21 protein-coding genes are annotated in these 24,759 nt (G+C 57.1%); 12 read left to right on the plus strand and 9 right to left on the minus strand.

Annotation, left to right across the window (positions count from 1 at the left end):
• Positions 1-15: 15 nt before the first annotated feature.
• The 3 genes from tatB to ACYX4K_RS15900 all read left to right on the plus strand — a co-directional run bounded on the left by tatB (position 16) and on the right by ACYX4K_RS15900 (position 2,349).
• Positions 16-729, plus strand: a complete 714-nt coding sequence (gene tatB / locus ACYX4K_RS15890) for a Sec-independent protein translocase protein TatB (protein WP_475091177.1) — start codon at positions 16-18, stop codon at positions 727-729.
• On the plus strand, positions 726-1,466 hold the full coding sequence (gene tatC, locus ACYX4K_RS15895; protein ID WP_475091176.1) for a twin-arginine translocase subunit TatC: 741 nt from the start codon (positions 726-728) through the stop codon (positions 1,464-1,466). Before tatB ends, tatC begins: the two co-directional genes overlap by 4 nt.
• 139 nt (positions 1,467-1,605) lie before the next feature.
• Complete coding sequence (locus tag ACYX4K_RS15900) at positions 1,606-2,349, plus strand: esterase/lipase family protein (RefSeq protein WP_475091175.1); 744 nt, start codon at positions 1,606-1,608, stop codon at positions 2,347-2,349.
• Between the two features lie 39 nt (positions 2,350-2,388).
• On the opposite strand, the gene ACYX4K_RS15905 is transcribed toward ACYX4K_RS15900, so the two are convergent.
• Entirely contained in the window at positions 2,389-2,619 is a 231-nt protein-coding gene (locus ACYX4K_RS15905) for a hypothetical protein (protein WP_475091174.1), read from the minus strand.
• A 115-nt stretch (positions 2,620-2,734) separates the two neighbouring features.
• Between ACYX4K_RS15905 and ACYX4K_RS15910 the strand changes: the two genes are divergently transcribed.
• Positions 2,735-3,835 (plus strand): aminopeptidase, encoded by a 1,101-nt coding sequence (locus tag ACYX4K_RS15910; protein WP_476178725.1) that lies wholly within the window; start codon positions 2,735-2,737, stop codon positions 3,833-3,835.
• Here the strand turns inward: ACYX4K_RS15910 and dtd are convergent.
• Entirely contained in the window at positions 3,766-4,212 is a 447-nt protein-coding gene (gene dtd / locus ACYX4K_RS15915) for a D-aminoacyl-tRNA deacylase (RefSeq protein ID WP_475091172.1), read from the minus strand. The genes ACYX4K_RS15910 and dtd overlap by 70 nt on opposite strands.
• Positions 4,213-4,308: 96 nt before the next feature.
• Here dtd and ACYX4K_RS15920 point away from each other — a divergent pair, with 96 nt between their 5' ends.
• The 4 genes from ACYX4K_RS15920 to ACYX4K_RS15935 all read left to right on the plus strand — a co-directional run bounded on the left by ACYX4K_RS15920 (position 4,309) and on the right by ACYX4K_RS15935 (position 10,506).
• On the plus strand, positions 4,309-6,447 hold the full coding sequence (locus tag ACYX4K_RS15920) for a prolyl oligopeptidase family serine peptidase (RefSeq protein ID WP_475091171.1): 2,139 nt from the start codon (positions 4,309-4,311) through the stop codon (positions 6,445-6,447).
• A gap of 48 nt (positions 6,448-6,495) precedes the next feature.
• Positions 6,496-7,506, plus strand: a complete 1,011-nt coding sequence (locus tag ACYX4K_RS15925; RefSeq protein WP_475091170.1) for an NAD-dependent epimerase/dehydratase family protein — start codon at positions 6,496-6,498, stop codon at positions 7,504-7,506.
• 171 nt (positions 7,507-7,677) lie between these two features.
• Positions 7,678-8,517 (plus strand): mechanosensitive ion channel family protein, encoded by an 840-nt coding sequence (locus ACYX4K_RS15930; protein WP_475091169.1) that lies wholly within the window; start codon positions 7,678-7,680, stop codon positions 8,515-8,517.
• Positions 8,518-8,619: 102 nt separating this feature from the next.
• Positions 8,620-10,506: a DUF885 domain-containing protein gene (locus ACYX4K_RS15935; RefSeq protein WP_475091168.1), complete on the plus strand. Its 1,887-nt coding sequence runs from the start codon at positions 8,620-8,622 to the stop codon at positions 10,504-10,506.
• Between the two features lie 57 nt (positions 10,507-10,563).
• On the opposite strand, the gene ACYX4K_RS15940 is transcribed toward ACYX4K_RS15935, so the two are convergent.
• Positions 10,564-12,243, minus strand: coding sequence for an NAD-dependent malic enzyme (locus ACYX4K_RS15940; RefSeq protein ID WP_475091167.1), 1,680 nt, complete (start codon positions 12,241-12,243; stop codon positions 10,564-10,566).
• 235 nt (positions 12,244-12,478) lie between these two features.
• On the opposite strand from ACYX4K_RS15940, the gene ACYX4K_RS15945 reads away from it, so the two are divergent.
• Complete coding sequence (locus tag ACYX4K_RS15945) at positions 12,479-12,868, plus strand: acyl-CoA thioesterase (protein ID WP_475091166.1); 390 nt, start codon at positions 12,479-12,481, stop codon at positions 12,866-12,868.
• Between the two features lie 30 nt (positions 12,869-12,898).
• Here ACYX4K_RS15945 and ACYX4K_RS15950 read toward each other — a convergent pair whose 3' ends face one another.
• Positions 12,899-13,990: a GGDEF domain-containing protein gene (locus ACYX4K_RS15950; protein ID WP_475091165.1), complete on the minus strand. Its 1,092-nt coding sequence runs from the start codon at positions 13,988-13,990 to the stop codon at positions 12,899-12,901.
• Between the two features lie 108 nt (positions 13,991-14,098).
• On the opposite strand from ACYX4K_RS15950, the gene ACYX4K_RS15955 reads away from it, so the two are divergent.
• From ACYX4K_RS15955 to ACYX4K_RS15965, 3 genes are all read left to right on the plus strand, one after another.
• Positions 14,099-14,614, plus strand: coding sequence for a macro domain-containing protein (locus tag ACYX4K_RS15955; protein WP_475091164.1), 516 nt, complete (start codon positions 14,099-14,101; stop codon positions 14,612-14,614).
• A 31-nt stretch (positions 14,615-14,645) separates the two neighbouring features.
• Complete coding sequence (locus ACYX4K_RS15960) at positions 14,646-15,392, plus strand: VIT1/CCC1 transporter family protein (protein ID WP_475091163.1); 747 nt, start codon at positions 14,646-14,648, stop codon at positions 15,390-15,392.
• A 127-nt stretch (positions 15,393-15,519) separates the two neighbouring features.
• The gene (locus tag ACYX4K_RS15965) at positions 15,520-16,086 is read left to right on the plus strand and encodes a glutathione S-transferase family protein (protein ID WP_475091162.1); all 567 of its coding nucleotides are present in this window, start codon (positions 15,520-15,522) and stop codon (positions 16,084-16,086) included.
• A gap of 14 nt (positions 16,087-16,100) precedes the next feature.
• Here ACYX4K_RS15965 and ACYX4K_RS15970 read toward each other — a convergent pair whose 3' ends face one another.
• From ACYX4K_RS15970 to ACYX4K_RS15990, 5 genes are all read right to left on the minus strand, one after another.
• Positions 16,101-16,898, minus strand: a complete 798-nt coding sequence (locus ACYX4K_RS15970) for a helix-turn-helix transcriptional regulator (protein WP_475091161.1) — start codon at positions 16,896-16,898, stop codon at positions 16,101-16,103.
• Positions 16,899-16,972: 74 nt separating this feature from the next.
• On the minus strand, positions 16,973-21,349 hold the full coding sequence (locus ACYX4K_RS15975; protein WP_475091160.1) for an Lcl domain-containing protein: 4,377 nt from the start codon (positions 21,347-21,349) through the stop codon (positions 16,973-16,975).
• Between the two features lie 182 nt (positions 21,350-21,531).
• Complete coding sequence (typA, locus tag ACYX4K_RS15980; RefSeq protein WP_475091159.1) at positions 21,532-23,340, minus strand: translational GTPase TypA; 1,809 nt, start codon at positions 23,338-23,340, stop codon at positions 21,532-21,534.
• Between the two features lie 256 nt (positions 23,341-23,596).
• The gene (locus tag ACYX4K_RS15985) at positions 23,597-23,974 is read right to left on the minus strand and encodes a VOC family protein (RefSeq protein WP_475091158.1); all 378 of its coding nucleotides are present in this window, start codon (positions 23,972-23,974) and stop codon (positions 23,597-23,599) included.
• A gap of 133 nt (positions 23,975-24,107) precedes the next feature.
• A complete protein-coding gene (locus ACYX4K_RS15990) occupies positions 24,108-24,716 on the minus strand; it encodes a hypothetical protein (RefSeq protein ID WP_475091157.1) in 609 nt (202 codons plus the stop codon).
• Positions 24,717-24,759 lie beyond the last annotated feature (43 nt).

Below are 24,759 nucleotides of genomic sequence, written 5' to 3' on the forward strand. Positions count from 1 at the left end.
CTGAGCGAGTCGCGCGTGTTTGATATCGGATTTTTTGAACTGTTGTTGATCGGTGTCGTTGGCCTTGTGGTCATCGGTCCCGAGCGCCTGCCCGACGCGGTGCGTACCACCGTGCGCTGGTGGACACAGATCAAGCAGACCCTGGGCAGTGCCAAGGAAGAGCTGGAGCGGGAAGTTGGTGCCGACGATATTCGCCGCGAGCTGCACAATGAGCGGGTATTGAAAGAGTTGCGCGAAAGCCAGCAGGCCATGGAGCGCACCTTTAGCGAGGCCGAGCGCAAGTTTGAACAGGATCTGAAATCCGTAGAAGCGCAGGCGCAAGCCCTGAAAGAGGATGGTGACAGTACATCCACATCACCTCCTTCAGAGCCTGATCCGGAGGCCGACAAGCGCCGCCGCGCTGCGGACTATCTTCCCGAAGAAGATCGCAACGCGCCTGTAGACGAAAAGCCTGAAGAAGATTACCTGCCCGAAGAGGACGAGGACGACGAGGATCTGGAAGATCCCGAGTATCCCGAGCACCTGCACGACCACGGTGATCCGGAACACAACCCGCACCACCCCGACCATTTCAAGCACGAAGAAGACGACGCCTGGGCGGAAGTGGATCGTTTGGATCCTGCCAGCCCTGAAAAGGCAGAGACGGTGGCTTCGCAAGAAGACGATGTACCGCCAACCAACGCACCGAGCAGTGACAGTCCCACCGATCCGGAAGACAAGCGTCAATGAGTGAAAAAGACCAGCCGTTTATCGAACACCTGATCGAAATGCGGGACCGCCTGCTGAAAACCCTGCTGGTGGTGGTGGCGATTTTTGCCTGTATGGTGCCCTTCGCCAACGACATCTACAATTTCGTCGCCGATCCGTTGCAGGCGCGTCTGACCGAAGGCGCCGGCATGATCGCCACCGAGGTCACCTCTCCTTTCCTGACACCATTCAAAACCACTTTTGTGCTGGCCTTTTTTGTCGCCATACCGTTTGTGCTGTATCAGTTCTGGGCTTTTATTGCGCCCGGTCTGTACAAGCATGAAAAGCGCCTGATTGCGCCCCTGATGATTTCCAGTATTTTTCTGTTTTATGCCGGTATGGCATTCGCCTACTTTGTGGTTTTTCCCCTGATCTTTGAGTTCTTCATCAGCTCCGCTCATGCAGACATCAAGGTGATGCCAGACATCCGCAGCTACCTGGATCTCGCGTTAAAGTTATTTTTTGCCTTCGGTTTCGCGTTTGAAATCCCTATAGCGACCCTGCTGTTGATCTGGAGCGGCGCAGTAACCGCAAAAGACCTGGCCAAGAAGCGTCCCTACGTTATCGTCGCCTGCTTCGCCATGGGCATGCTATTGACGCCGCCGGATGTCATTTCACAAACCCTGCTCGCCGTGCCCATGTGGATTCTCTTTGAGGTCGGCATCTTTTTCGGGCGATGGGTCAAGCGCGGCAAGCCGGAAGAAATCGAAGCCCAGTAGAAATCTGAAGCCGTCGTGCTCACGTATGTTTCTAAAGCGATATGTAGCTTTGCGAGCGTGAAAGGAGCAATCGAGGGTGGTTAGTTGGATCAGGGCGCGGCAAAACTTTGTGGCAGGCCCCACGGCGGTATTAACCGCTATGGCAATTGTTCTGTGTACGGTATTGGCTACCAAGGGCTTAGCCGCTACTGACGGAATCGGCGACGCTGACAAGCCCTGCGCTATTCTCTTACACGGAATTACCAAAGACTCTACTTCCATGGAAGCCATTGCAACTGCATTGCGCGGGGCCGGCTTCCACACGGTGAACCTTGATTACCCATCGAAAAAGTATCCTATAGAAACTCTCGCGGATATGACGATTCCCCGGGGTATTTCCGCCTGCAAGCAAGCGGGCGCCGCACCACTCTATTTTGTTACCCACTCTATGGGCGGGCTGCTCTTGCGACAGTACTACGAGCAGCGGGATGCCAGTGAGATCACTCGCGCCGTCATGCTCGGTCCTCCGAACCAGGGTAGCCGCCTTGGCAATTTTCTCTCCTGCATCCCCGTCATCAAGGACGTAAATGGACCCGCGGGAAAACAGATGGGTATCGATGAGCGGAGTCTGCCCAGCCGATTGGGCCCGGTAAAGTTTCCGCTGGGTGTCATTGCCGGCACGCGTTCATTCAATCCATTTTTCTCAGCGATTATCAGTGGTGATGATGATGGGATCGTGGGATTGCCGAGCACCTATGTGGAGGGTACATGTGCACGCGTGGCGTATCCGTTGACGCACAATGCCCTCACGGGTAGTTCAGAAGTGATAGAACAGGTGGTCGCATTCTTAACGTCGGGAGCGTTCACCGGTAATACAGTGGAGTCTTTTAGCTGCGGAGACTAAACCTCAACTTGATAAAGTATTGGCCAGCTCGGGTGAAGGCTACGTAAAAGCGACTATGCTGGAAAGCAACAGGACGGCGACAAAAAGCGTGATCAATGACTTCCGATGCATTGGATTGGCGAGAAGTATTAGTAGCGCCAATGGAGGGAAAATAAGCGCCGCAATAGTCATTCCTGCAGAGATCGCAAAAGATAGCCGTATCAGATAAATCCACAACACGGCACTGAGCACCAGCAAAAATACCAGTGAAACAGCGGCAACGGGCGGCATGGACGACTCCCTGATTAAATCTTTCCTCTATAGAATTAAATTAGCTGTTCAACCCCGGCACATCACCCTTCCGGGGGCGCGGAGGCGTCTCCTGCTGCGCCTTTCGGCACTGGTGATGGCGGTGGCGATCAGTGGGTGTGAAACCGTACATTTCTATTCCCAGGCTGCCACTGGCCAGCTCAAGATTCTGGCGGGTCGCAAGCCCATCGATCGCCTGGTGGTGGACGAACAGACGGACCCGAAACTGCGACAGCAGTTGGAGTGGGTTCAATCCATTCGTGCCTATGCGGCCGGTGAGCTGCACCTGCCGGTGGGCACCGCTTACAGCGACTTTACCCAGCTGGAAGACGAGTACGTGCTGTACAACGTCGTGGCTGCGCCGGAGTTTTCCCTGTCCCCCAAACGCTGGTGCTACCCCATCGCGGGCTGCGCCAGTTACCGCGGCTACTTCGACAAGCGCGATGCCCAGACCCAGGCGGGACAGCTGAGGGCCCAGGGCTACGACGTGTATCTGGGGCCGGTGCCGGCCTACAGTACCCTCGGCTGGTTTGACGATCCGGTGCTCTCGAGTTTTGTTGACTGGAAGCCGGATCGATTGGCCAGTTTGCTATTCCATGAACTGGCGCACCGCCGGGTTTATATTGCTGGAGATACTCAGTTTAACGAGAGTTTTGCCACGGCGGTGTCGCGTATTGCCCTGCCGGCATGGCGCAAGCGCAATGGTATTCCCGCTCCCAGAGTGGCGAACGTGGAGCAGGCGCGGCGGGTGAACGGTTTGATGGTAAGTGCGCGCAGGCAACTGCAGGAAATTTACCGTTCGGATTTGACCGATGACGAGAAGCGCGAGCGCAAGGCCAATACCCTGCAGCGACTGCGCCACTGCTATCGCAAAGAGTCTGAAGGCTGGACCCAGGACGAAAAATTCGCCCAGATGATCGAGAAAACCAACAACGCCACCCTCGCGCTGGTTAGTGAATATCAGTCACAAGTGCCGGCTTTCGTGCAGCTGTACAAAGATAGCGGCAGCGACTGGGAAGCTTTCTACCGAGCGGTAGAGCAACTGGGCGCCCAGCCCAAAGAGCAGCGCAAGGCGCAGCTGGAATCCCTTAGCAAGCGTGCCCAAACCTACCAGAATAAGGCGCAGAATCACGCTTCCAGCAAAAAGGTCACGGGCCCGTCATTACACAGTGATACCTGCATGTCCGCAGCGAACTGACCACCGGCGACAGGGCAGCCGTCGGCAATTTTGCTCTGCGCCTCGGCGAGGAAGTATTCATACAGTTCATTGGCCTGCTCTGGACTGGCTCCGCGGCTGAAACTTGGGCGCAACCCTTTGGCGGTGTCTGCCACAAGCGTGAACTGACTGACCACCAGCAGTCCGCCGGCGGCCTGTTGCACATTCAGGTTCATCTTGCCCTGGCCGTCGCTGAAAATCCGGTAGTGCAAAACCTTGTGCAGCAGCTTGTCTGCGGTGGCTTCCGTATCGGTGGCCTCGACACCGAGCAACAGCAGGATTCCGTGATCAATGGCGCCGACGGATTCACTACCGACTTCCACTTTCGCGTGTTTTACCCGCTGAATCAGGCCTTTCATCGATAACCTCTTCTAAAATTCTGTTGCCCGCTGGATGCTTGGCGGCGAATTTTCTAGATTAGCCCACTGATCGCCAATAAAAAACCGGAAGTCTCCATGAACAAGACCGCTTTGACTCTCATAGCCGGAGCTGCCATTCCCGTGCTGGCCGCAGTGGCTGCCATCGCCGCGCATAGCGACAAACCCGCGCTGGAATACCCCGAAACCGCAACCGTCGCGCAGAAAGATGATTACTTTGGCACCAGTGTCAGCGATCCCTACCGCTGGCTCGAAGACCAGGAATCCAAGCCGGTCAAAGACTGGGTAACCGCCCAGAACGACTTCTCGCTGCCCAAACTCAAGGCACTGCCCGGTTGGGACAAGATCAACAAGCGTCTTACCGAGCTGTGGCAGTACGAACGATACGGAGTGCCCTACAAGAAAGCCGGACAGGTTTTTTACGAGTACAACGATGGCACCTGGGACCAGAGCGTTTTTTACAGCACCCGCGATATCCATAAGGATGGCGGCGTGGTACTGGATCCCCGCGCACTCAGTGAGGATGGCACTATTGCGGCCAAACGTTATTCGGTCAGCCCCAATGGCCGCTACCTCGCCTATGGTACCTCCGACGGCGGTACTGACTGGACCGATTACCATGTGCGCGACCTGAAAACGCGCCGCCTGATTCCGGATCGCCTGACCGGGATCAAATTCAGCGGCGCCAGCTGGGCCAAGGACGAATCTGGTTTTTACTACAGCCGCTACCCGTTTAACCAGGACGGCAGTGCCGACGACAGCAAGCAGGTCTCCGTCTATTTCCATAAAATCGGCGAGCCCCAGAGCAAGGATCAGCTGGTTTACCAGATTACCGATCATCCCACCCGCAACCCGGGCGCAGAAGTCAGTGACGACGGCAAATACCTGATCCTCGGTATTTTCGATGGCTATGACAGCAACGGCGTTTACTACAAGGATCTGACGGATCCCAAGGCCGAAGTCGTCAAACTACTGGACGGCTGGGACGCTCTTTACACCTTCCTCGGCAACGACGGCAAAACGTTCTTTTTCGAAACCAATGCCGACGCAACCAATGGTCGCATTGTCGCCATCGATCTGGACAAGCCGGAAAAAGCCCACTGGAAAACCCTGGTGCCAGAGCAGAAAAACGCCCTGCAGGGCGCCAGCCTGATCGGTGGTCGCTTTGTGCTGCACTACCTGGAGGATGCGAAATCCAAGGTGCTGGTAACCGATCTGAATGGCAAGCAGCAGTACGAACTGAAATTGCCCGGTATGGGCACCGTGGAAGGCTTCTACGGCGACCCGGAAGACAGCGAAACTTACTATGCGTTTAGCAATTTCCTGACCCCGCCCAGTATTTACAAGCTGGATGTGGCCAGTGGCAAAAGCGAAAAGGTCAAAGCGCCGAAATACCCGGCCGACTTTTCCAGCTACACCGTTAGCCAACACTTTTTCACCAGTAAAGATGGTACCCGTGTGCCCCTGTTCCTGGTGAGCAAGAAAGGCCTGAAAAAAGACGGTGAAAATCCCACGCTGCTGTACGGCTACGGCGGCTTCAATGCGGCGCAGCTGCCCCAGTTCTACACCCGCTTTGCCGGCTGGCTGGATATGGGCGGCACCTTTGCCATGGTGAGCCTGCGCGGTGGCAGTGAATACGGTGGCGACTGGCACAAGGCCGGTACCAAACTGCAGAAACAGAATGTGTTCGATGATTTCATTGGCGCAGCGCAATGGCTGATTGATGAAAAGATCACCTCGCCGGAAAAGCTCGGCATCATGGGCCGCTCCAATGGTGGGCTATTGGTGGGTGCCACCGAAGTACAGCGCCCGGAACTGTTCAAGGTAGCCCTGCCCATCGTCGGCGTGCTGGATATGCTGCGTTATCACACGGCCTCGGCCAATGCGCGCCAGTGGTCGAGCGACTATGGCCTGTCGGAAAACAAGGACGAGTTCAAAGCGCTCTACGCCTACTCCCCAGTGCACAACACCAAAAAGGGCACCTGCTATCCGGCCACTCTGATTACTACCGCGGACCGCGATGACCGTGTGGTGCCCTGGCACAGCTACAAGTTCGCCGCGGCACTGCAGCGGGACCAGGGTTGTGACAACCCGATCTATCTAGCAGTGGAAACCCGCGCGGGCCACGGTGCCGGCAAGCCGGTGTGGATGCAGGTGGAAGACTTTACCAACCAGTATGCGTTTCTTGCCCATGAATTGGGGCTGGAGATCAAGTAGTCTCTGTTATCCAGGGGCGCATTCCGCGCCCCGGAATCGGAAGACACGATGCGCGCATTTGTAACCGGTGGCACCGGGTTTCTCGGCGCCAACCTGATCGAACAGCTGATTGGCGATGGCTGGCAAGTCACCGCCATGCACCGTCCCGACTCCAGCACCCGGCGTCTGCGGATGCTGGGGGCCACTCCTGTGCAGGCCTCTCTCGACAGTCTGGAGTCCCTGCAAAATGCCTTGCCGGCGGAGCTGGATGCGGTGTTCCATCTCGCCGGTAATACCAGTATGTGGCGTGGTGGCGATGCGCAACAGTGGCAGGATAACGTGGTGGGGTCTGCCAACCTCGCGCAGGCGGTGCGGCAGCATTTTGCCCGCCAGAGCAAACCGGGGCGCATGATCGTCACCAGTTCCATCTCGGCCTACGGCCACCAGCAAGGTGTCATCAGCGAGGCCAGTCCGCAACTGGCCACCAATCCCCGTTACCACTACCACTATTCCAAACTGCACGCGGAGCTTGCGGTGCGTGACGAGATTGCGCGCGGTCTCGACGCGGTGCTTCTCAACCCCTGTGCCATTGTGGGCAAGTACGATGTGTCCAGCTGGGCGCAGACCTTTTTCCTGCTGGCGGAGAACAGGTTGCCGGGGGTGCCGCCTGGCGCCGGTTCGTTCTGCCACGCGGGTGCCGTGGCGCGGGCGCACATCGAGGCGTTCCACCGCGGTCGCAGCGGTGAGAACTATATTCTCGCCGGCACCGATGCGAGCTTTCTGGAGTTCTTCCGCACCATTGCCGAGTTGGTGGGAGTGCCGGCCCCACGGCGCACCACCCCCGCGCTGCTCATTCATGGTATCGCTGCCGTGTCCGATGCGGTATCCCGAATCAGTGGCCGCGAACCTGCGGTAACGCCACAGAAGGCGAGTATGTTGACCAGTCGTGCGCTGGCTGACTCCACCCGCGCGGAGCGTGAACTGGGCTATCGCAATGCGATGCCGCTTGCGGATATGCTGCGCGAATCCCGGGACTGGCTGGTAGCGGAAGGCCTGCTGACTCTGCCCGCTTCAGGTTGACAATTATTTTCAGATATCGGTTATGAATCGCCAAAATCTTATTTTTATTCTGGTACTCACCCTGCTCGTATTGCAGCTGGTACAGCACTATTTCTTCTCCGGGGCCCCATAGCCCTCGGGGCCTTCCCTGTCTTATGCTTCGCACTGAATTTTGAATCGGGAGATTTCGCTGTGGACGGATTGAAAGCGCAAATGGAAGAGCTGTGGCCAGTGTTGATGGACGTGGGCCTGAACGTACTCTGGGCAATACTGGCCCTGCTGGTGACCTGGATCGCGGCAAAAATCGTCGCCCGCGCAGTGAACCGTCTGACCGAACGCGGTATCGATGAGACTCTGGTACCGGTACTGGAAACCCTCGCGGTGTGGGGCACCTATGTGGTGGGTGGCCTGGTGGTGCTGGACATATTCGGTGCCAATACCACCTCGCTGGTGGCGCTGCTGGGTGCCGCCGGTCTCGCGGTGGGCCTCGCATTGAAAGACACCCTGCAAAGCATTGCCGCCGGATTTGTGCTTTTGGGGCTGCGTCCGTTTCGCGTAGGTGAAACCATTCAGTTTGGCAGCACCATCGGCACAGTCCGCAAGATCGGCCTGTTTACCACAGAGATGGACACCCCGGACGGGTTGCGCATTTCCGCTCCCAACGACAAGGTGTGGGGCGAGACTCTGACCAATTTCACCCGTAATTCCAGCCGGCGGATCGAAATCATCGCCAGTATCGCCTATGGCGATGACATCGAAACCGGTATGCGCGTACTGCGCAATCTGGTGGCACAGGAGCCGCGGATTCTCACTGACCCGGAGCCTGCCTACGCGGTGCGTGCACTGGCGGACAGCTCGGTGAATCTGCACCTGCGTGCCTGGGCCAAGACCGATGAATACTGGGACGTGTACTGGGAACTGATGAAGAAACTCAAGCCGGCACTGGAAGCCGAAGGCCTCTCCATTCCCTTCCCGCAGCGCGAACTGCACATCGTCCATGGCGATGAGAAGAAAGTGCCCAAAATCGGCTGATATTTTGCAAAGAATCGGTATTGTTACATTCGATATCCCATCCCTGATGTTGAATTCTGATCGATTCCACATTCTTAAAACGCTTTTACGAGAGGCTAAATTATGCGCAAAGCGCTCCTGAGTCTGGTGATTGCAGCGGCTGCGGCCGGCTGCCAGCAGAATGAAGACCCGAAGAAACAGTCTGAGCAGGCAACTGCGGCACAAACCGGCGAGCAGGCTACCCAGCTGCCGGCGACACCGGAAGATCAACAGGACGAAACCAAGCGTCTCACCGAGTGGTTTGATGCCAAATTCGAAGAGGAACTGCAGTTCAGCCCGATCAAGCTCAGCTACCTGGGCCGCAAGGAGCAGTACAGCAAGATCGACGATATGACCAAGGCCGCAGACGAGCGCGAGCTGGCGTGGAAGAAAGCGACCGTCGAGGAAATGAAAAAGCAGTTTGATTACGACAAGCTCTCCACCGAGGGCAAAGAGTCCTACGATCTGTGGATTCAGCAATACGAGCAGGAAAAGGCAAACCAGCCCTTCGCAGACCACAGCTACTTCGCCAGTGAGCTGGGTGGGCCGGAAGCCCAGCTGCCGACCTTTATGATCAACCAGCACAAAGTGGAAACCGAACAGGATATGCGCGATTACATAGCGCGTATCGGCGGTATCAGCACCGCCCTCGGCCAGCTGCTGGAACGCGCCCAGGGATCGGCGAAAAAAGGCATCCGCCCGCCGCAATTTGCCTATGATCTGGCCATCGAACGTGCCGAGAAAGTCACCACGGGGCAACCATTCAGCGATGGCGAAGACGCGCCGCTGATGGCCGATGCGAAGAAAAAGATCGCGGCGCTGAAAGAGGCCGGCACCATCGATGATGCCACTGCGAAGGAATTACAGGAACAGGCCGCGGAAGCCCTGACCAGTAAAATGAAACCTTCCTACGATGCCTATATCGCGTGGCTGAAGGAAGACCGGGTAAACGCCGACGAGGAGCCGCGAGGCGTTTCCAGCCTGCCCGACGGGAACAACTACTACGCCAACCGCCTGGCCCATTACACCACCCTGCCGATGACTGCCGATGAGGTGCACCAGCTCGGCCTGGAGGAGGTGGCACGTATCCGCAAGGAAATGGAAGCGATCAAGGACCAGGTAGAGTTTGACGGCGACCTGCAGGAATTCTTTACCTATATCCGTACCGACGACGAATTCTATTACCCCAACACCGATGAGGGTCGCAAGGAATATCTTGAAGAGGTCGAAGGCTACCTCGCCGACATCGAAGCCAAGCTGCCGGAATACTTTGGCACCCTGCCCAAGGCGGATCTGGTAGTGAAACGCGTTGAACCTTTCCGCGAAGTTCCCGGTGGTGCACAGCACTACTCGTCAGCGACGCCGGATGGTTCCCGCCCGGGCACTTACTACGTGCACATGTCCGATATGAGTGCGCTGTCCAAGGCGGATATGGAGACGGTGACCTATCACGAGGGTAACCCTGGTCACCATATGCAGATTTCCATCGCCCAGGAGCTGGAAAATATTCCGCAATTCCGTACCCAGGCACATTTCACGCCGTATATCGAAGGCTGGGCGCTGTACTCGGAAAAACTTTCCAAGGAAATGGGACAGTTTAAAGACCCCTATCGCGATTTTGGCCGCCTGACCGCAGAAATGTGGCGTGCGATTCGCCTGGTAGTGGATACCGGCATGCACTCCAAAGGCTGGAGCCAGGAGCAGGCGGTGGAGTACTTCCTGGAGAATTCTGCGATTCCGGAGGGCGCGGTACGCTCAGAGGTACGTCGTTACCTGACTTATCCCGGACAGGCGACTTCCTACAAAATCGGTATGCTGAAAATTGAAGAGCTGCGCGCGAACGCAGAAAAAGAATTGGGCGATCAATTCGATATTCGCGCCTTCCACGACACGGTTCTTGGTGGCGGCGCGCTGCCATTGCCGCTGTTGGAGAAGCGGGTGAATGCCTGGGTAGAAAGCGTAAAAAACTGATCTATCCGGCATTCGAAAAATAGCGGGCCTGGTGCCCGCTATTTTTTTGCCCGTGAATCAGAATGCCACGCGACGGTAGCGCCGATAGTTGGGCGACCAGAAATTCTTTTCGATATTCTTTTCCAGCTTTTCCCGGGTGATACCCGGGGCCACGCCGTCTTCCTGTGCCTGCAGTCCCACCGCCATGGCGATGGCTTTGCCCACTTCGCGGATATCCGATAGCGACGGCAGCAGCGCGCCACTGCCCTTCTGCACCACCGGCGCATTTTCTGCCAGCGCGTTGGATGCCGCCATCAGCATATTTTCGGTTACCCGGTTGGCGTTGGCCGCGATGACCCCGAGGCCGATACCGGGGAAGATATACACGTTGTTGCACTGGGCAATCGGATACTGCTTGCCGTTGAGTTCAACCGGCTCGAACGGGCTGCCGGTGGCCACCATGGCTTCGCCCTGGGTCCATTGCAGTACTTCCTGAGGGGTTGCCTCTGCGCGGGAAGTGGGGTTTGACAGCGGCATAACCAGCGGGCGCTGGCAGCCCTTGTGCAGCGCTTCGATTACCGGTTGGGTAAACAGGCCGCCCTGGCCAGATACGCCGATCAGTATCGTGGGCTTCACCTGTTCGATCAGGGTTTGCAGGTCCCACTCCGGCGCCTGCGGATATTTGTCGGTGCTCTGAGCAAGCTTTTCCTGGAAGTCGTGCAGGCCTTTCATGTCATTGGTGACCAGGCCGTAGCGGTCGAACATGAAGATACGCTCGCGGGCGTTGGTGTCGCTCAGGCCATCATTCACCATCGCCGCCACCACCTGCTCGGCGATGCCACAACCGGCGGAGCCGGCGCCCACTACCAGCACTTTCTGTTTGGACAGATTTTCGTCTTTCGCCTTGCACGCCGCCAGCATGGTGCCCAGTGCCACGGAAGCGGTGCCCTGGATGTCATCATTGAAGCAGCACACCTTGTCGCGGTAGCGGTTCAGAATCGGCATGGCATTGGTCTGGGCGAAATCCTCAAACTGAATCAATACCTTGGGCCAGCGACGTTTTACTGCGGCGATAAACTCTTCGATAAATTCGTCGTACTCCTCCTGGGAGATACGCTCGTTGCGCCAGCCCATGTACATGGGGTCGTTCAGCAGGGTGCGGTTGTTGGTGCCCACATCCAGCGTCACCGGCAGCGTGTAGGCCGGGCTGATACCGCCACAGGCGGTGTACAGGGACAGCTTGCCGATGGGGATGCCCATGCCGCCGATACCCTGGTCGCCGAGACCGAGGATCCGTTCGCCGTCGGTAACCACAATGACTTTTACATTCTGTTTGGTGGCGCTGCGCAGAATATCGTCCATATGCTTGCGGTCCGCGTAGGACACAAACAGGCCGCGGTGGTTGCGGTAGATATTGGAGAACTCTTCGCAGGCGGCCCCCACCGTCGGGGTGTAGATGATCGGCAGCATCTCCTCGATATGCTGCTCGATCAGGCGGAAGAACAGCGTCTCGTTGTCGTCCTGAATGGCGCGCAGGTAGATGTGGCGCTCGAGGTCGGTATTGCACTGCTGGTACTGGTGATAGGCGCGGCGCACCTGTTCACTGATGGTTTCCACATTGGTGGGCAGCAGGCCGATCAGGTTGAATTCAATGCGCTCCTGCAGGGTAAAGGCACTGCCCTTGTTGAGCAGCGGGATTTCCAGCAGGGAGGGGCCGGCGTGGGGAATATACAGGGGACGTTTATCTTTTTGACTCATAAATCGATTCTGGTCTGTTGTGTGCTGCAGACTGGATGTGGACCAAAAACACAGCGTAGCGGATTTCGGCGCAGATTTTACGCGCACTTGACCAGATATGCCGCACTAGATTGCAAATGCAAACAATAGTCCGGGGTATCCGCAATTTATGGCCGATGATATCTGGATGCTGGACCCGCCAGCTGATTAAATCTGCGCTGGCGCTTTTATTTCGATTAGGCGAGAGAAAAATTCGATGTTCACTTACCAGATAGAGCCGCGCTTCAGCGAGACCGATGCCCTGGGGCATATCAACAATACCGTGGTACCCGTGTGGTTCGAGCAGGGACGCACGCCAATTTTTCAGCTGTTCAACCCGAATCTGAACCTCAATCAGTGGAATCTCATCCTGAAAAAAATGGATGTGGATTTTGTCGCACAGATTTACCTCTACTCACCGGTAGAGATTCGCACCAGCCTGAGTGCGGTGGGTAATACCTCGATGACCATTCACCAAGAGGTGTGGCAAAAGGATCAGCTGGTGGCGCAGGGAGACTGTGTGATGGTGCACTTTGACTACGAGCAGCAGGCCAAAGCGCCGATTCCGCCGGAGGTGAAAGAGAAGCTGTTGCAGCATTTGGTGTGACGGCTAACCGAATCAGGTGATCATTGGCCGTCAGGCGCTGATCACCTGGTTGCGGCCCGCGCCCTTGGCGCGATAAAGCCGCGAATCCGCCTCCGCCAGCAGCTGGCTCTGACCACTTGTGAGAGCGGCGTTGGTGCCACCTTCGGCAACGCCGAAGCTGATGGAAATACTCACCTCTTCCTCGTAGCGCGCACTCAGTGCTTCCACCTTGTGGCGCAGCTTTTCGGCGAGGATACCGCCACCCTGCACATCGGTATTGGGCAGCAGAATCAGAAACTCCTCCCCGCCCCAGCGCGCGACTATGTCATCGGCGCGGGTGTTGTTGCGCAGCACCTCCGCCACATCCCGCAGTACCTGATCACCAAAGCCGTGGCCAAAGGTATCGTTGATTGCCTTGAAGCTGTCCAGATCACCGATCAGCACGGTGTAGCGCCCTGCCAGTTCACGGTTGCGGCGCTCGAGTTCGTCGATGGCGCGGTAGGCCTCGCGGCGGTTTGCCAGCCCGGTCAGCGCATCGGTGCTGGCATGGCTCTCAAGCTCCGCGGTGAGCTTGTGCAGCATCTGCTGGGTCTGGTGGCGGCTGCTGTCGAGAATCGCGGTGAGCGCCGTCAGTGCACCGAATACGGCGATAAAGCGCGCGCGGTGGGCGGTGTCGTAGCTCGCCAGCAGGCCGGGGAAATCCGGGTAAAACAGAATCAGCGCGGTGGCGCCGCCGATGCCGGCGAGCGTGACCGTGCCCCATTTGTAGCCGTACAGATTGATAAACCCGGGCACCAACATCACCGCCCACATCAGGCCGGTGTTGTTCACTCCGCCGGACAGCAACAGGTAGAAATACAGCACCAGCAACAGAGCACCCACCAAAAGTGGTGTCTTGCTGCTTGGGCCGGCGATATTGACGCCCACGTAGGACAGCAGAATCACGCCGGCCACGGCGAACAGGCTGGCGGACAGAAACAGGTCCGCGGCCATCAGTGCGATGACACCCATGGCGCCGGTGATGGCAAGGGCGAAGATCAGCATATAGCCGGATGCCTGGATGCGCCGGCGCAGTTCCAGGGTGCGAGCTTGAGTGACCGGATCTGAGCTTCCGGTCGGAACTTGTGGTGTGGTGATATCCATGATTTTGTCGTTTTTCTAGGTGGCCTGGTCCATCAGCCCTTTGTCCCGCCGGTAGCGGGGGTCGAGCGGGCTATAGTAATGGCGAATGCCTTAGGCGCGGAGAGGCCCATGGGAAAGCTGCAACTAATTTGTGATGATGTTCTCACTCTGAAGGCGGATGCGCTGGTGTGCCCGGCGCATAAACACCTGATTCGAGGGCGGGGGCTGTCGGAACAGGTCTTCGAGCAGGCCGGCGAGGCGCTGGTGAGTGAGTGCTCGCAGCTGCCAGAATGCCCGGTGGGCGAAGCGCGGATCACCAGCGCGCCCAATCTGGCGGTGAACTATCTGATCCATACAGTCACGCCTCAGTGGAGCAGTGGTGACCAGTGGGGGGCGAAGGGGGTGGCGCAGTTGCGAGCGTGTTACGAGAGCGTGCTGGCACTGGCGCGAGAGGGAAACCTGCAGCGCCTGCTGTTCCCGGCCCTGGGAGCCGGCACCAATCGATTCCCTCATGAAATCGCTGCTCACCAGGGGCTGGAGGTTTTGCGCGAAGCGCTGGGTGACTTTTCCCTGCTGACAGTGTGCCTCCATTCCCCGACGGCCCTGGTAACCTGGCAAAAGGTGGATCAGCGCTTTTTCGGATAATACTTGTCGAGGAGGCACAGGAGTAAAGGCCATGCCAAACCCGGGTCGGCGGCAACTGCTACGCGATCACCTTCCGGGCAATATCGCCCGCCGGCTCGATCAACCACCGGCACCCAGTCACTTGTCAGACGCGGTACTCGGTGCCATTGATGGCTGCATAACGACCTTTGCCATTGTGTCCGGTGCCTTTGGCGCCGGCTTTTCGCCGGTAGTGGTGCTCGTTATGGGCGCCGCAAACCTGCTGGCGGACGGTGTCAGCATGGCGGTGAGTAATTATGAAGCGGTCAATGCGCAGAAGGCCGAGGTAGAACACGCGCGGCGCACGGAAGAGCAGCATATTCGTCTGGTACCGGAGGGGGAGGTGGAAGAAGTTCGCCAGATTTTCGCCAGAAAGGGGTTCAGCGGCGAGAACCTGGAAAATATCGTCAGCACCGTTACCGCCAACCGCGCACTGTGGATAGAGACCATGCTGCGAGAGGAGTACGGCCTGTCCGACATCCCTCCGAACCCTCTGGCATCTGCCTGCTGGACCTTTGGCTCCTTTGTTGCCGTGGGCATGGTGCCGCTGCTGCCTTTCCTGTTCCGTGGATTATCCATGCCGCGGCAATTTCTGTTGAGCACCTTGCTGGCGGCGTTGGTATTTTTCCTGATCGGCCTGGTGAAAGGCTGGGTACACAGCAGCTCGCTGCTGCGCGCCGGAATACGCACCTTTGCCCTGGGTATCTTCGCCGCCGCGGTGGCCTATTTTGTCGGCAAATTGTTGGGCGCACTGGTGTAGCCATTGGTGTGATTGGTTACTCTCGCCGCGACTGTGCCTGGTTGCCCGCGCCTGTATACTGGCGTCAGTCCATCAGCCAGCGTGCGCGGATGGCAAGCGAAAACAGCTAAAACAAGGGAGCAGCCACGTGATAGAACTTTTCGGCAGCCTGACCTCACCATTTGTTCGCCACTGCCGCTTGGCGCTTATGCAATCTGGCCTCGATTGGGAAATGGTAGAGCTGGATATCCACAGCAGCCAAGATCCGGATACCCCCACCATGCGTGTCCCCTATCTGGAAGACGGCGAGGTAAAACTGACGGATTCCACTTCTATCGTTCAGTACGTGCGTGAGAAATCCGGAGGGGGCTTTATTTCAAGTGCACAGGATATGGACCGCTATTGCCTTGCCAATACGCTATTGGATACGGCAATCAACCTGTTCCTGCTGGAGCGCAGCGGTCTGGATATCGAGGAAAATGTCTACACCCGTCGCCAGCAGGCTCGGGTAGAGCGAATTCTCAGTGAGCTGGATTCGGCGCCACTGCCTGAGGTGGGAAAGCTGAACGATGCGGACTATCGCGTGGCGGTGGGTGTGGCCTGGGGTGCGTTCCGCAATCGCTTCTCCATCGATGACCACAAAAATCTGCAGCAGCTACTAGCCATTGCCGGTAACGATGCCGCCTTTGCCAAGACAGCTCCCCCTTCCGCCTAGGGGGGAAGGGAGGTTCAGCCGTTGTGTCCCAGCCACAGCGCCATTAGCGCTGCGCGGCTGGTGACATTGAATTTGCGGTAGATATTCATTACGTGCTTGTGGGTGGTGTCTGGCTTCAGGTCGAGTCTGGAGGAAATCTCTTTTTCCGTCAGGTCGGTCAGGAGCCAGTGCAGCACTTTCTTCTCAGTGGGGGTCACTGGGTTTTCCGCTACCAGCAGGCCGTGGACCAGTAGCAGCTTGCGATGGAACCAGCCGAGGGGGCGCAGTATTTCCATCGCCAGGAGCAAGTCTGCCATTGCAAAAGGTGGCTCACCATCCATTCGATTGAAACAGTAGTAAGATTCCGCATCCCCGCCAGAAGGCGCTACCACAAACAGCGTATCGGTCACTCGCTTTTCCCGATAAAATTCTTGGTAGTGCGCGGTGTCGTAGAAGGCTGCAGATACGTGATCGCGCATCAGTGTGCCGCGAAATTGACCCGCCTGGCGAATGTGATTGAGGGTACTCTCATCCACTTCATATTTCCCCGCCGTCACCTCTCTGGTGTAGTGCTTGTGCAGCTGGCGATCAGAGGGCAGCTCCCGGTAAAAAAACACCGGCCCCGGGCGCCACCCGAGCATGTAGTCCCGCTCGGGATTCAGGTGCTCCAGGCACACCGCACTCAGCCAGTAACCGTGGTCGGCGCCGATCAGGGTGCTGATGGATTCGAGGAGAAAGTGCAACCCTTCAGTGGGAAACCGGGACGCGGGAAATTCAGCGAGGTGATCCCAGATCCGCTGCTTGCCAGCTTCAATAGATAAAGTCGATGTCACAGTCCTGTTCCCTGTGTAGGAATTGGCTATTCGGAGAGTCAGCCGGCTAATTTAGCACAGGGAACAGGTTGGGTTTATCGGAACATTTCGTCAATCATTTTAATGGAGGCATTCAGAATTTCACCCTGAACACGGTCGCTATGTTCGGTGCTGGTAAAGGTCTCCACGGTTTCGAAGCGCTCGAGGTTTTCTGAAATGAAGGTGTCGTAGGCCGCCCTGTTGTCATTCGCTTCCATGAAATTTGAAACCGTCATGACGGTGGAAATCACGGCGATACCGATAACCGCGACCGGTAACGCTGCCAGGCTGGCGGCCGTTGCAATCGCGGCCCCGCTGGCAATTGCTGCGCCACCATGGGGAAGGACCACAGCCAGTACCGCGGAGGATGTAGCGGCGAAATAGGTGCCGGCGCCAGTGATTACCGCCGTTCCCCCAGCGGTTCCCAGTGCGGCGAGATCGGCATCTGTTTCAGAAATGGATGTCAGAATGACATCGGGAAAGCCTGCGGTGGTAAACAGGCAACTAAAACTGATGCAGTTAATATTGTTGAAATATTCCTCCAGTTTCTGTTCGCCGGTAGTTACCAGCAGCGCCCGACGATCATTGATATGCGCCATAAGGATGGTCAGTAGCCAGATTTCGTCATTGTTTAGCGCGGTGTGATCCTGTTTGGCAAGCTCAAACATCAGGTTATTCATGGTGGCCAGCAGAATGGCACCTGCAATTTCACTTCCGCTGCGGGTGTCTTCTATCAATTGTGTAAAAATTTCAGCGGGAGGCTCTTCTGAGCCGAGCGGTGCATCGATATATTCCAACAGCGGCCCAAGTTCGGGAGTTTCGGCGGCGCCAGATTCCAAACTGTTGTGAAAACTTGCCAGAAAATCATTGATTATCTGCTGGCTGGTGGGGCTTTCAATCACGCGACGTAATCGTGGCCAATCAAGATTGACGCCGTAGGCCGGAGTTTGGGGCACTTCAACCACGATGCCCGGCGTATTAAAGGTAATCTCGATTGGATCTGGAATAGTGATTGGAGGCACCGTGTCGGGCGGATCGGGAAATGTTCTTAGGCAGCGGTGTGGCTCCGGGCATATTTCGTGCAGGAATCTACCCGTTGAACTTGTGTAAGCACGACAACGCATGATTTCCGAGTCGAGACTGGCGAACCGGTAATCGCACTCGTATTTAAGGTCGACCTCCGGGGCGCTGTTGACCGCAATACATCGCTCTTCATCACATCCGATATCCCAGCCAAACTCCCAGTTGCACAGATTGTAGGGGACCAATTCTGGATACTCATATTCACGACAGTAGTGATCTAGCCGATTTTTCTGCGCCTCACTACTGCCTGCCAGCTCTAGATAAACAGGTCCCTTTTCGTCGAAGCTTGCCCGCAGTCGGACATACAGCGTTTTTTCCTCGCGGATTGCCGCTTCGAAAGATGCTCCGTCGCTGGCGGTGGCCTGTGTTAGCGGAGCGCCTGAAAAGTCAGCTTCGGTGAACAGATCGAAGGTGTAGTGGGTGGCGTATTCTGAACGGATATTTTGCGCTGTCAGTAGAAACCGGAGGTCCTGCTTGAGAATGGGGTTCGCTGGCACCCGGATACTCAGGTAGCCCTGTACCTGACCGTCGTTGGCAATGATGTCTTCCAGCAGGAAGGGCTGAACAGGTGGTCCCGCAAGTACGGGTGAGCCTGTAACCAGTTCACTGAGGTCGACCGGTGTTGGGGTCGCCGGGTTAGTGCTGATCATCGCCCCAATACTGATCCTCACTGTAGCCGGCTCTGAGGTGTAGTGGCCATCACTTACTGTAAAACTGAAGCTGTCCTCACCACTTTGTCCACGGTAGGAATATTCCAGATTCGGTGGAGTGCCCTTCAGTTCTCCACGTTGCGGGTCAGAAACCACGGTATAGGTCAGCTCGTTACCCTCGGGATCTTTACCGGTGAGGGTTATATCCAGCTGACCAAAACCAAAGTATTCGTCGATTGGCGTCGTGCCTAAGTGTTGATGAATTGCTACCGGTGCCTGATTGCCGCTGACAAGGCGGAGTTTCAGGGCTTCGTGGGTTTTCCTGAGTACGGCCTGTCCGGTGCTAAAGTCCAATGCCTGGGCGTGCCATTTGTCGCCGCCGTCATTGCTCCAGTACTGCGATCCGGGCACCTCGTTTAGCCCGGGAAATTTGGACGCACCAATATGCTGGCCGCTGCCATTGTCATCCTGGCTGAACAGAGTTGCCAGTTCATCCTTACCTGGAACACGCCAGTCGTTTAAACCACACAGGTTTTCCTCTTGGGTGCGCTCGGCAAAAGCGCGGGTGTTGCAGTCGGATCCGCCGGTCAAGTTCCCGTCTACATTGCATTGCCCTACACCTGTGCCCTTGCTCAGGGTTTCACTGTCTGGATTGTGCCAGCTGAAGGTGCTCGCGACAGCGTGTAGCCCCTCTTCAACGCCGGGCTGTTTGACCTCCCAGACCAGACCGGTAGTGGTGTCTTGCACACAGGCCCACTGGCTGCCGTCGGCTTCACTGCCCGAGTCACTCCAGGCGAGGTTTTGCACTGCCAGTGGTAAACCGTCGGCGCCAAGCTTCACCAGGTGTGCCTCTCCCGGAGCTATAGGGTCTTCGGGGTCGACGGGATCTGGATCCTGCGGATCCTCAGGAGGGATCAGGCAATCATGGGGTGCCGGGCATATCTCATACAGGAATTCATTACTGGAAGCTTCGTAGGCGTGGCAGCGCATAACCTGCCCGGGTTCTGGCGAGTCTCGATAGGCGCACTCGAACTTGAGATCTACCGACTCCGAGTAATTGACCGCGCTACAGGAATCGTCGTCGCAACTGATTTCCCACGTCGTATCCCCATTGCACAGTTCATCGGGCAAAAGCTCAGGGTGCTCGAATTTCTCACAGTATTGATGCAGGGTATTTTCCTGAAGATGACGGGAACCGTTAATTTCAAAATACACCGGTGCAGGTGTATCGACATCTGCGAAAATGCTTAGGTACAGGTTTTTTTCGCTGTGGTGTGCGGCTTTCAGCTGCAGTTCTCCGGAGGCGGTAACCTCGTAAACTGGCGCGCCGGCAAACTCTGGTGATTCAAAAAGTCCCAAGCGGAATGGGGAAGGCTGATCAGAGCGCGAACCGTGAAGCCGCACGGTGTAATACAGGTCGCGCATAAGATCGTTGTTCTGCGGCAGCGCGATCTGCCAGTATCCGTTTACCTGACCATCGTCGGGTTTGAGGTCCTTGAGGATAAAAGACTGAGGTTTGTCGCCGCTGAGCTGCTCCGGTGTCAGCGCGGTGGGGTTTACCGGATCGCTGCTGACTCCGGGCGCTATCGCGATGGTTACGGTGGCGGGCGCGGAGGTCTGGTAGTTGTCGCTGACGGTAAAGGTAAACTCGTCTTCTCCGGTAAAGTCGAGTGCGGCGCGATACTCAAGATGGGGTGGATCGCCAACAAGTACACCATTTGTTGGTGCGGTGGCCAGTGAGTAGGTTAGTTCGTCGCTTTCGGGGTCTTCTCCGGTAAGGGTGACGCTGACAACGTACTGATCACCGGCATCGGTGCTGGGAATTTCTTCCACCGCACGGTCCACCCGTTGGGCGTTTGCCTGGGGAACCTGATTCGTACTGACCAGCCGCAGGTTCAATGCGGTCGATGGGACTGTCGCGACGGCCTCGCCACTGGCAAAGTCCAGAGCCCAGGCGGTCTGTGCGTCGGCGCTGTCGGCGCTCCAATAGGGGGTGCCTCCTTTGGCCTCCACGCTGGGGAATACCCCGATACCTGTGTGGTGGTATTGTCCTGCGGCCTGTTGCTCCACCAGAGTGTGCAGTTCATCCGCACTGGGAACCCGCCAGTTGCTGCGGCCACACAGCCCTTCCGCGCGAACGCGATCTACGAATGCGCGGCTGTTGCAGTCGGCACCACTGGTGAGAGTTCCGTCGACGTAGCACTGCCCCTGGCCGTTGGCATCACTGTTGGTATCACTTTCTGGGTCGAACCAGCTGAAACTGCTGTCGGCGGCATGGTGATGGCCAGAGCCGGGGCGCTTTACCTCCCACACCAGCCCGCTTTCGCGGTCTTCAATACAGGCCCATTGAGTGCCTTCCGTTTCACTGCCGGTATCACTCCAGGGCTCGGTCTGGGTTTGTAAGGGGGCGCCACTGGCGGTGAGCTTGATCAGATTCGCCGGCGTGGACGGCGGGATATCCTCCTCGACCGGATCCTCCTTCTGTTCTTCTCCAGGGGCTTCTTCCTGATCGCCCTCTCCTTCCTGTTGGTCTTCCTCGTCGTCTTCCGCTGCGTCTTCCTCGCCGTCATCAGGTGCTTCCGGAGAAGAGTCGGATGTCGGTGGAGGCAGATACCGGCGGCTGTCGAAGTTCAGCCCGCGATCACAGGCGGGCAGCGTCAGGACCAACAGGAGTAGAACAAGGCAATTGCGAATGAACATGCGTTCCCCAAATTTATATATCTAGCGATACTTTTCGGCGGGAAACTATCAGATGGTCGCGAAGTGTCCATTCCCTATTCAGGTACTGCGTGGGGAATAAGCGGGAATGTGGAATTTAAAATACATTGGCGGCAAATAAAAAACGGGGCCAATGGCCCCGTTTTTTATTTGATTGCGAAGAATTACTTCTTCGCGCGCTTGCGCATATTTTCCTGCAGGATCTTTTTGCGAATCCGGATGCTTTCCGGAGTCACTTCCACCAGCTCATCGTCTTCGATGAATTCCAGTGCCTGCTCCAGGGTGTGGCGGATGGGCGGTGACAGGGTCAGCGCGTCGTCGGTACCGGAAGCGCGCACGTTGGTGAGCTGCTTGGCCTTGGTGGGGTTTACCACCAGGTCGTTACCGCGGGAGTGAATACCGATGACCTGGCCTTCGTACACTTCCTCACCGTGGCCCATAAACAGGCGGCCGCGGTCTTGCAGGGCGAACAGGCCGTAGGCCAGGGTTTTGCCCTTGGTCATGGACACCAGTACACCGTTGATGCGCTTGGCCACATCACCCAGCTTCACCGGACCGTAGTGGTCGAAGATGCTGGTCATGATGCCGGAGCCGCTGGTAATGGTCAGGAACTGGTTGCGGAAACCGATCATGCCGCGAGAGGGCACGATAAAGGTCAGGCGCACGCGGCCCTTGCCGTCCGGTTCCATATTGGTGAGGTCGGCCTTGCGCAGACCCAGCTCTTCCATAATCGGACCCTGGTGCTGCTCTTCAACGTCGATCACCACCTGCTCGTAGGGCTCGTGGATCTCGCCGTCGACTTCTTTCTGTACCACTTCCGGGCGGGATACACCCAGCTCGAAGCCTTCGCGGCGCATGGATTCGATCAGCACCGACAGGTGCAGTTCACCGCGGCCGGATACCTTGAACTTGTCCGGGGAATCGCCCTGCTCCACACGCAGTGCCACGTTGTGGATCAGCTCCTGGTCCAGGCGGTCCTTGATGTTGCGCGAGGTCACGTACTTACCTTCTTTACCGGCGAACGGGGAATCGTTCACCTGGAAGGTCATGCTCACGGTGGGCTCGTCCACAGACAGTGCCGGCAGTGCTTCCGGGTGGTCCGGGTGGCACAGGGTATCGGAAATGTTCAGCTCGCCCACACCGGTGATACACACGATGTCGCCGGCGCTGGCCTGTTCCACTTCCACGCGTTCCAGGCCGAGGTAACCCATGACCTGCAGGACCTTCGCCTTGCGCGACTTTTCGTCGCGGTCGAGGATCACTACCTGCTGGTTCGGCTTCAGGGTGCCGCGGGTGATACGGCCAACACCGATCACGCCCACGTAGCTGTTGTAGTCCAGTGCGGAAACCTGCATCTGGAAAGGACCGTCGCTGTCCACCTGCGGCGGCTTGACCTTGTCGACGATCATCTGGAACAGCGGAGTCATGTCGTCCGCCATATCGGTTTCGTCCAGACCGGCGATGCCGTTCAGGGCGGAGGCGTAGATCACCGGGAAGTCCAGCTGCTCTTCGGTAGCGCCGAGGCTGTCGAACAGGTCGAACACCTGGTCCATTACCCAGTCCGGACGGGCGCCCGGACGGTCGATCTTGTTGATGACCACGATCGGGTTCAGGCCCTGCTCGAAGGCCTTGGAGGTGACGAAGCGGGTCTGCGGCATGGGGCCGTCTACCGCGTCCACCAGCAGCAGTACAGAGTCCACCATGGACAGTACGCGCTCTACCTCACCGCCGAAGTCGGCGTGCCCGGGGGTGTCCACGATGTTGATGCGGTAGTCGTTCCAGCGGATCGCGGTGTTCTTGGCGAGGATGGTAATACCGCGCTCTTTTTCCTGATCGTTGGAGTCCATCACGCGCTCGGAGTCGGCGCTGCGGCGGTCGAGGGTGCCGGACTGCTGCAGCAGCTTGTCCACCAGGGTGGTCTTGCCGTGGTCAACGTGGGCGATGATCGCGATATTGCGAAGATTGTCTATCACTGGGGGCCTCTGGGCGTAATGCGTGATTGGGTGCGACCAGTGGGTCGCACCAGAGAATTAGGTCAGGCGGGGGCTGGGCTGAGAGGTAAAACAGCGGCTATCCGGCCAAAGCGCGCGCATTATAGAGGTGAAGTGTGGCAATTGGGAGTCGGATTGGCGGAAATTTGTGCGGTTTTGAGGGCTGCCGGGCCCTGGCCCGGCTGGAAAGGCGGTTTGAAGCGGGTAAACCGGTGCACTTATCCGTGGAATTCAGACTTTACAGGCGGCGCATCGCACAGATTTTGTTGCCCGCCGGGTCACGCAGGTAGGCCAGATACAGCTTCAAGCCGCCGCCCTCACGTACCCCGGGCGGGTCCTCGCAGGGAGCGCCGCCGTTGGCGAGACCGGTTGCGTGCCAGCGGTCGGCCTGTTCCGGGCTCTCCACCGCAAAGCCGATGGTACTGCCATTGCCACAGCTCGCCGGTTGGCCGTCGATGGGTTTGGTAATCGCAAATACCCCGGTGTCGGTGAAGTAAAAGCAGCGGCCTTTTTGATCGATAACACCGGGCTTGTAGCCGAGCTCGCCGAGGATGGCATCGTAAAAGGCTTTGGATTCCTGGATATCGTTGGCGCCGAGCATGATGTGGCTGAACATCTTTAGTCCTTTTTGCATTATATGTAAGGGCGGTATACATGCCCTGCACTGTGAGGCGTAAAGGAAAATAAACCATGGGGGCTGTACAGGCCTCCTGTTTACGAGGTCACTAGGCCGGGTATTGTTGAAAACTCTATACGGTGAATCTTTTATCGAAAAAGGGTTTGGTCACTTTTTTACCTTTTGCGTTGTACCACTCTAACCGCTCTACTCCTGCTGCCGCTAGCGCAGATTTGTGAAAAAGTTTTTTATCAGTGTTTAGGTCAACCAAAGAGTATGCAGAGCCCCGACCGGTTTGCGCGTCGAATCCATCATATATCACAGAGTCAATATACCCTCCCACCACAATGTCTACATAACCCAAATGACCGAGTTCTATCGCCAACTGTTGAGCGACATGGTTCAGTTCACATCCCAGCAAGCGAATTTTCACGTGAGATACAGGCAGGGCCCAGAAACTATGCAGCCAGTTTGCGAGCTGAGCGGGGCTGCAATAAATCCGTTGCTCACCACGCAGGCCATTGCTAATTCCACTGACAGGTTGGTTAAAGCCAGCTTGCGCACCGTGCCCACTGATCAGGACTGTTGCCTCCCTCTCCACGTTGTTAAGACAGTGCCACGCTGTGGTATCTACAGTTGTGCAATTGGTTTTCAACCTGTATTTGGTGAGACTCGTTGCAAGAACGTTATCAATATTTTGCAAAAATGGATTTATATAGTACTGCGGTCGTGCTTGTGGCATGTCAATTCCCTCTGGTTTTTATCTAAGCTAATAGTGCACGACT

The organism is Microbulbifer sp. ABF4_107 (assembly GCF_056312215.1).